The organism is Limnohabitans sp. (assembly GCF_040400975.1).
Classification (GTDB): domain Bacteria; phylum Pseudomonadota; class Gammaproteobacteria; order Burkholderiales; family Burkholderiaceae_C; genus Limnohabitans_A.
Genome location: NZ_JBBAPF010000010.1, coordinates 96,283 through 103,090 on the forward strand (window position 1 = coordinate 96,283; position 6,808 = coordinate 103,090).

Annotated in this window: 7 protein-coding genes; all 7 read left to right on the forward strand. The window is 58.0% G+C overall.

Features of this window, described 5'->3' with window-relative positions; translation table 11 throughout:
• The first annotated feature begins 6 nt into the window (after positions 1–6).
• The 7 genes from ABWQ00_RS08215 to istB all read left to right on the forward strand — a co-directional run bounded on the left by ABWQ00_RS08215 (position 7) and on the right by istB (position 6,741).
• Complete coding sequence (locus ABWQ00_RS08215) at positions 7–1,491, forward strand: hypothetical protein (RefSeq protein ID WP_353238184.1); 1,485 nt, start codon at positions 7–9, stop codon at positions 1,489–1,491.
• Positions 1,492–1,501: 10 nt separating this feature from the next.
• The gene (locus ABWQ00_RS08220; RefSeq protein ID WP_353238185.1) at positions 1,502–2,326 is read left to right on the forward strand and encodes a MinD/ParA family protein; all 825 of its coding nucleotides are present in this window, start codon (positions 1,502–1,504) and stop codon (positions 2,324–2,326) included.
• 2 nt (positions 2,327–2,328) lie between these two features.
• Positions 2,329–3,039, forward strand: a complete 711-nt coding sequence (gene fliA, locus ABWQ00_RS08225; protein WP_353238186.1) for an RNA polymerase sigma factor FliA — start codon at positions 2,329–2,331, stop codon at positions 3,037–3,039.
• Positions 3,040–3,060: 21 nt separating this feature from the next.
• Positions 3,061–3,618, forward strand: coding sequence for a hypothetical protein (locus ABWQ00_RS08230; protein WP_353238187.1), 558 nt, complete (start codon positions 3,061–3,063; stop codon positions 3,616–3,618).
• On the forward strand, positions 3,608–4,246 hold the full coding sequence (locus tag ABWQ00_RS08235; protein WP_353238188.1) for a hypothetical protein: 639 nt from the start codon (positions 3,608–3,610) through the stop codon (positions 4,244–4,246). The genes ABWQ00_RS08230 and ABWQ00_RS08235 overlap by 11 nt, the downstream gene beginning before the upstream one ends.
• 84 nt (positions 4,247–4,330) lie before the next feature.
• Positions 4,331–5,980: an IS21 family transposase gene (istA, locus tag ABWQ00_RS08240; RefSeq protein WP_353238189.1), complete on the forward strand. Its 1,650-nt coding sequence runs from the start codon at positions 4,331–4,333 to the stop codon at positions 5,978–5,980.
• On the forward strand, positions 5,977–6,741 hold the full coding sequence (gene istB / locus ABWQ00_RS08245) for an IS21-like element helper ATPase IstB (RefSeq protein ID WP_353238190.1): 765 nt from the start codon (positions 5,977–5,979) through the stop codon (positions 6,739–6,741). Before istA ends, istB begins: the two co-directional genes overlap by 4 nt.
• The last annotated feature ends 67 nt before the right edge of the window (positions 6,742–6,808 follow it).

The window sequence follows — 6,808 nt, forward strand, 5'->3', positions numbered from 1 at the left end:
TAGATCATGGAACTCAAACGCATTTTGGCTCGTGACAGCCGCTCGGCCAACGAAAAAGCCATTCAGTTGTACGGCAGTGACGTCCTCATCATTTCGAGCCAACGCTTGGACAATCAAATCGAGTTGATTGTCGCCACCGATGTCGATCCTGGAGTGTCGCCTGCTGCCGATTCGCCTGTGCCATCTGCTGGGGCCTCATCACCGACCAGGGTGCATCAGCCTTTTGTGCCTTTTTCGCAAATGTTGGACGAAGTCAATACGCGTCAGGATCTGGACGTTTTGGACGATGGGGAGACACAGTGCCATGAAAAATGGCCGAGTTCATCCAAGGCCCGAAGCTCATCAGCTGAGACCGATGGAGAAAGTTTGAGCCGTGTGCATGAGAGCCAAAGAAGCCTGGAGATCGTGGACATGTTGCGTCAAGAGATGGCGTCTTTGCGCAAAGAATTCGCTTTGTCGCGCCAAATGCAGCCTTGGCAAGATGGGTTGAGGCTTTCGCCAGCCATTCAGCCCTTGTTCCAAGCCATGAACGAAGCGGGTGTTCCTGCCGCTTTGAGAGCGCTTTTGACCGACAGTATTCAGTCATTGGACAGCATGGGCGAGGCACTTGCCGTGATGCAGCATTTGTTGGCCACCTCTTTGTATCGACCCGCTTGCGATTTGCAACCCAGGCTTGCGCACGCTTTGTGTGGCCCTTCTGGGGCGGGTAAAACATCCATGGTGGGACGTTTGGCGCTAGCGGCAGCCCAAAAAGAAGGTGTAGAAAAACAGGCGATGGTGAGTTTTGCTGACCATCGCCCGGGTGCTTGGGCTCAAATGCAGTTGTTGGCATCGCAATCGGGGGTGGATTGTTACCGTGTGGCCGATGCTGCGATGTTGGGCACATTGCTGGAAGATCTGCACGGCAGAACAGTCTGGATCGACACGTGCGGGGCTGACTTCATCGCGCAGGCAGAGATCTTGCAACTGCAGTGTCCACAGGTTCTGCGTCATGCGGTTTTACCTGTTGATGCTACAGTGACCAGCGTGCAAAAAATTCTTCAAAATCCCACCGCTGACTGGTCGTCCTTGATGCTCAGCAAAGTCGATGAGGCGGCGCATCCATGGGCTTTGGTGAAAGGCTTGACAGAGAACAGTTTGCCTGTCTCATGGATGGCGGGTGACAGCCGGATTGCAGTTCAGGCCCAGCCTTTCGATGCCGCGGTCTTGGTGCAATTGGCATTGAAGCCCATGGCCAACTTGTTGGGCGCAGATGTCGCGGTTCAAGCGCGTACTGAGGTTCAGGTTCTGGCTGATGTCCCGAAACGGAGTGTCAGGCCCAAAAAAACAGCAGTTTCGGCCTCCCGCAAAACCAACCCATCGCCCCCCCCTGAGTTGAAGACCCCGCCGATCAGACCCAATGTCTCCGAGGAGATTGAGATTCCTACTTTGATGGGCAAGAGCCTTTCCGTGCGACAAAGAAACCGATCCAACTCAACTCTCCCTGCATAATAAGTACCCCATGGACCTGAAGTTTCCTCAAGTGATCGGTGTGGCCAGCGGCAAGGGCGGTGCTGGAAAAACCACCGTGGCCATCAATTTGGCCGTGGCATTGTGCATGCGAGGTCACAAGGTCATGTTGATGGATGGTGACTTGGGGATGGCCAACGCGCAGATTGCTTTAGGCGCGCACGCGCCCTTCAATATCAGTCACGTTCTGACCGGTGAGAAGACTTTAGACGAGGTCATTGTGACCACCAAGCAAGGTGTTCGCTTGGTTCCAGGGGCTTCAGGTTTGCGCGACATGGCCGCTTTGGATTCATTCCAAATAGCCAGCATGGTCCGTGCTTTTGACAGCTTGGAAGAACCGGTTGATTATTTGGTGGTGGACGTGGCGGCTGGAATCGCGCCGGCTGTTTTGGAATTCATGGCGGCATGCCAGCGCCGTTTTGTGGTGGTGTGCAACCAACCTTCGTCCATTGCCGACGCCTATGGTTTGATCAAGGTGATGGCCACCGAGCAATCACTGGATGAGATTTACTTGATACCCAACATGGTCTCTGGTGTCCAGGAAGGGCGGCAGTTGCATCGACGCCTGAATGACGTCTGTAACCGGTTTTTGGGTGTGTCGGTCAAATTTCTTCAATCGATCGAGGCCGATGAAATGGTTTTGCAGTCCCTCCGAAAATACACCTCCGTGATGGAGTTTGCGCCTGGCAGCGCAGCTTCACGTGATTTCCGGGGCTTGGCCGAAGCCATTGACCACTTGCCCTCCACGGATGGACCATCCGGGCGGATGCAGTTTTTTTCTGAACGCATGTTACGGGCTGATCAGCCAGGGAAGTGACTGTGGCTCATACCATTTCCCATTACGAACAGGCTGAAAACCGCCATGAGTCCCTGATTTTGGACCACATGGCCATGGTCAAGCGGGTGGCGGTGCATCTCAAAGCCCGTTTGCCACCGTTCATGGAGCTCGATGAATTGGTTCAAGTCGGCATGGTCGGCCTGATTGAGGCGGCACGCTCGTTTGACCCCACCAAGGGTTTTGAATTTGAGCACTTTGCTCTGAGCAGGGTCCGTGGCGCGATTTTGGATGAGGTCAGGCGGCAATCGTTTTTGCCCCGATCTGCCGTGGCGTTCAACAAAAGCGAAAACGAGGCGGTTCATGTCTTGGCTGCTGAGTTGGGCCGAGCCCCAAGCCAAGCCGAACTGGCTTTGTTCATGGGCAAGGACATCGAAGAATTTCACCGCGAACGCGGTCAAGCCAAGCGTTTTGAGACGTTTTCCATGGAAGTCGTGACCGATGAGGTCATGAGCATGCCCGCAGACAGTGCCATGCAGCCAGAGGTCATGGTCGAAGAAGCGGAGTTCATGGAGGCTGTCGTGGCGGCCATTGATGAATTGCCCGAGCGTGAGCGCTTGGTCATGTCGCTTTATTATGTTGAGGAGCTGAACCTCAAGGAAATTGGTGAGGTTTTAGGGGTCAGTGAGTCCCGGATAAGTCAGATACTTTCTGCGGTTGTTAAAAAATTACGGCAAAATCTTCAAATCAATTAGATTTGTACAGTATCAATCAATATGCTCGGTTTTTTTAACAAAAACAGTCCCGCAGATGAGATGAAGCGCGCTGTAGCAGCTTATGAAAAAGTCGTAAGTTTGAAGTCCGACAAGCACGATGCACGCATTTTGCGCATGCGAATGGGCATGTTGTGTCGAGCGCACTTGGACAAAACCTTCATTGCGGGCGCCGAGCAAACCGCCCTTTGGCAAGAGCATGCCAATTTGGCATTGTTGGAAGGAAAACCTGCTCCCGACATGCCAATGCCTTCAAAATTCCAAAAAATCCGCGCTGGCGAAGCCGATATTTATACCTATATGCCTGAAGAGTATGTGCTTGAGGCTTTTGGACTGGGTACCCGTTATCAAAAAATGGAAATCACGGCACCCCAAGCCATTGAAGCCATGCAGGCGCTGGCCAATCAGATCAGTTACTACGACCTGCGGTTGAAAGAGCCAATCCAGGTGATGACTTTCTTGAGGGATGAGTTGGCGGAGCAAGAGATGCAGCCTGCGACAGACGAAAATGCGCCTCTAACGCTCAACGAGCCCTCAGATCCTAGCGCGCTTGGCCGCTGATTTTATGGATGCCATATTGAATGCATTGATGGCCATTGGCCTGTTGGTTATTTTGGTTTTGATCATTTATTTGATTGATAGGGTCAGTGCCATTGAAAAAGAAACTCGCCAAGCCCTTTCATCCATTCAGCAACAAAATTCAGTCCAACCGCCTTTGCCGCCTTTTTTGGGGCTGTCGTCTAAAAAGTTGTGGGATGCCATGACGGGTCGACCAGAAATGGGCATGGACCCTTTGGCAATTTTTGATTTGCAAGGCCCATACCAAATTGTGTTGTCCAAGCATGTGGAGGCGCTTTACAAGGAGGGGTTCAAAGACAGTCAGCGCGGTATGACGGGCGAGCCGAAGAACACCAGACTCATCACGTCATCTGCAGGTGCAGTGGAGTCTTGGATTCCACCGGCCCAAGCCAATGCTGTTTACCAATGCGGGGTGCAAGCAGCCCAAACGCCAGAGTCCAATTGGGGGCCCATTCGAGACGCCTTGGATGATGCCGGACGCTTTTTGTTTGGCAAAGCCCAATTGGACACCTCCAGCCCCCTGTCTGAGTGGTTGATGCCATTGGGAACCCCCGATGGCCACCCAAACTCCCCCACTTATGGCCACGTCAAACTCCCCCACCTGAGTTGATCGGGGACAGGGGGTAAACGCTGGCGCCGCCGGCACCTGTTGGCAGGACACGAGATCCGGTCTTCCCCGAGGGAAGGCCAAGGAGTGAATGTCTTGAAACCGAACCAACAAGCGACGGTGTACACGCTGCTCGAGCGCGGCACGACCCAACACCAGATCGCCCGCATTACCGGCATAGACCGCAAGACGGTCAGGAGCTACCAGCGCCGCTGGCTGGCCAGGGATGACCGGTCGGCAAATTCCCCCGGGGTGGCCACCGGCTCTGAGGCCGTGGCCGCTCAAACTCCCCCACCCCGGCCACCGGCTACTACGCCTGTTGGCGCCGCGGCAGCCACCTCCCTGTGCGAACCCCACCGCGCCTTCATCGAAGCCCAGTTGCGCCTCAAGCGCAACGCCGTGGCCATCTTCCAGGACTTGGTCGATACACACGGCTTTGCCGGCCAGTACAACTCGGTCAAGCGCTTTGTGGCCAAGCTGCGGCGCAAGGAGCCCGAGCAGTTTGACCGGCTCAGCTTCATGCCGGGCGAGGAGATGCAGGTCGACTACGGCGAGGGTGCGCCCACCCTGGTGCCCGGCAGCGACAAGTACCGTAAGCCGCGCCTGTTTGTGGCCACGCTGCGCTACTCGCGCGCAAGCTTTCGCTGCGTGGTCTGGAAGTCCGGCCAGCAGGTCTGGGCCGAGTTGCACGAGCGGGCCTTTCGCCACTTTGGCGGCTGCCCCCAGTACGTGGTCTTGGACAACCTCAAGGAAGGCGTGCTCAAACCGGACCTCTACGAGCCTGAGCTCAACCCGGTGTATGCCGCCACCTTGAAGCACTACGGCGTGGTGGCCGACCCGGCCCGGGTGCGCGACCCCAACCGCAAGGGCACGGTGGAGAACGCCATTGGCCACACCCAAGCCACTGCGCTCAAGGGCAAGCGCTTTGAGTCCATCGAAGCGCAGAACACATTCCTGGCCAACTGGGAGCGCAACTGGGCGGCCAAGCGCATTCACGGCACCGAGCGGCGCCAGGTGCAGGCCATGTTCGAGGAAGAACGGCCTCATCTGAAGGCCCTGCCGCTGATGGGCATGCAGTTCTTCAAGCAAGAGCAGCGCACGGTCTGCGACGACAGCTGCGTGCGCATCGAGCACAGCAGCTACGCCGCCCGCCCGGCGGCCATTGGCTCGAAGGTGCTGGTGCGCATCTACGCGAGCCGCATCGAGATTCGTGAGTTCGCCAGCGGCGCCTTGCTGCGCATCCACGCCAAGGCCGAGCGGCCAGGTACGGTGGTGCTGCCCATGCAGGAGCGGGTGTTCAACCCCTCGCGCGAGACGCGCCATATCTTGCGCCAGGCCCAGGCCATCGGCGAGCAGGCCAGCCGCCTGTGCAAGCTGATGTTTGCCATCGAAGGTCGGGTCGGCCAGCGCAAGCTCTGGGGCATTGTGGGTTTGACCAAGCACTACCCGGCCCAATGCGTCGAGACGGCCTGCGCCCAGGCGCTGGCGCAAGGGGTCTACAGCTACACGCATGTCAAGGAGTTGACCAAGAGGGCCTTTGAGGAGGCAGCAACCGCCATGCAGGCCGCAAGGTCGCCAGAAGGGGGTGCGCCCGCCTCAGCGGCTGCGCCCAATGTGCCGGCCTTGACCCAGCAGCACAGCCTGATTCGCCAGGCCGACGAGTATGCCGACCTGTTTGATCTGGCCACCACGGCCGCTGCGGCAGCTACGGCCAGTGCCGAAGGAGGCCAGTCATGAACATGGCCGAGATGGAACGCGCCTTGCGCGAGCTGCGCCTGTCGGGCATGGCGCAGACCCTGGCGACCCGGGCCATGCAGGCCCAGGCCGCCCAGCAGCCCTTCCTGGAGACCTTCGCGGCCATGGTCCAAGACGAGCTGGACCGGCGTCGCTCGCGCCTGATAGAGCGGCGCTACAAGCGCTCCGGGCTGGACGAGAAGGCCTCGCTGGCCGATCTGGACTGGCGCTTTAACCCCAAGCTGCCCAGAGCGGCCTGCTTTGAGTTGCACACGCTCAAGTTCATCGCCGAGGGCGCCAATGCGCTGATCGTGGGCAAGCCAGGCACCGGCAAGAGCCATGTGGCCAAGGCTCTGGCCCACCAGGGCGTCTGCCAGGGCTATGACGTGCGCTACCTGGAGGCCGATGCTCAGTTTGCCCGCTACGCGCTGGCTGGCGCCGCCGAGCGCGCCGAACTGCTCAAGGGCTGGGTCGAGCCCGACTTGCTGGTGCTCGACGACCTGTTCCTGGCACGGCGCATCAGCCCAGAAGCTGCCGAGGTCTTGCAGGCCATCGTCCATCAGCGCTACAAGCGCCACCGTGCCATCGTCATCACCTCCAACCGGGTGGTGCAGGACTGGGGCAAATACCTGGCCGATGCCACCATGGCCACCACCATCCTCGACCGGCTCATGCACCGCTGCACCATGCTCGAGTTCGAGGGCAGGAGCTACCGCCTCAAAGAGGCCGCAGCGCGCCTGGCCATTAGCCCAGAGCCGTCATAATCCGGCCGTCTTGCCTGGGGGAATTTGGGGTGGCCACGGGTGGGGGAATTTGAAGTGGCCATCGGGG

Excerpts from the sequence above, each read along its gene's own strand:
- istB (WP_353238190.1), top strand. The coding sequence starts at position 5,977 with ATGAACATGGCCGAGATGGAACGCGCCTTGCGCGAGCTGCGCCTGTCG.
- ABWQ00_RS08220 (WP_353238185.1), top strand. The coding sequence starts at position 1,502 with ATGGACCTGAAGTTTCCTCAAGTGATCGGTGTGGCCAGCGGCAAGGGC.
- ABWQ00_RS08215 (WP_353238184.1), top strand. The coding sequence starts at position 7 with ATGGAACTCAAACGCATTTTGGCTCGTGACAGCCGCTCGGCCAACGAA.
- ABWQ00_RS08230 (WP_353238187.1), top strand. The coding sequence starts at position 3,061 with ATGCTCGGTTTTTTTAACAAAAACAGTCCCGCAGATGAGATGAAGCGC.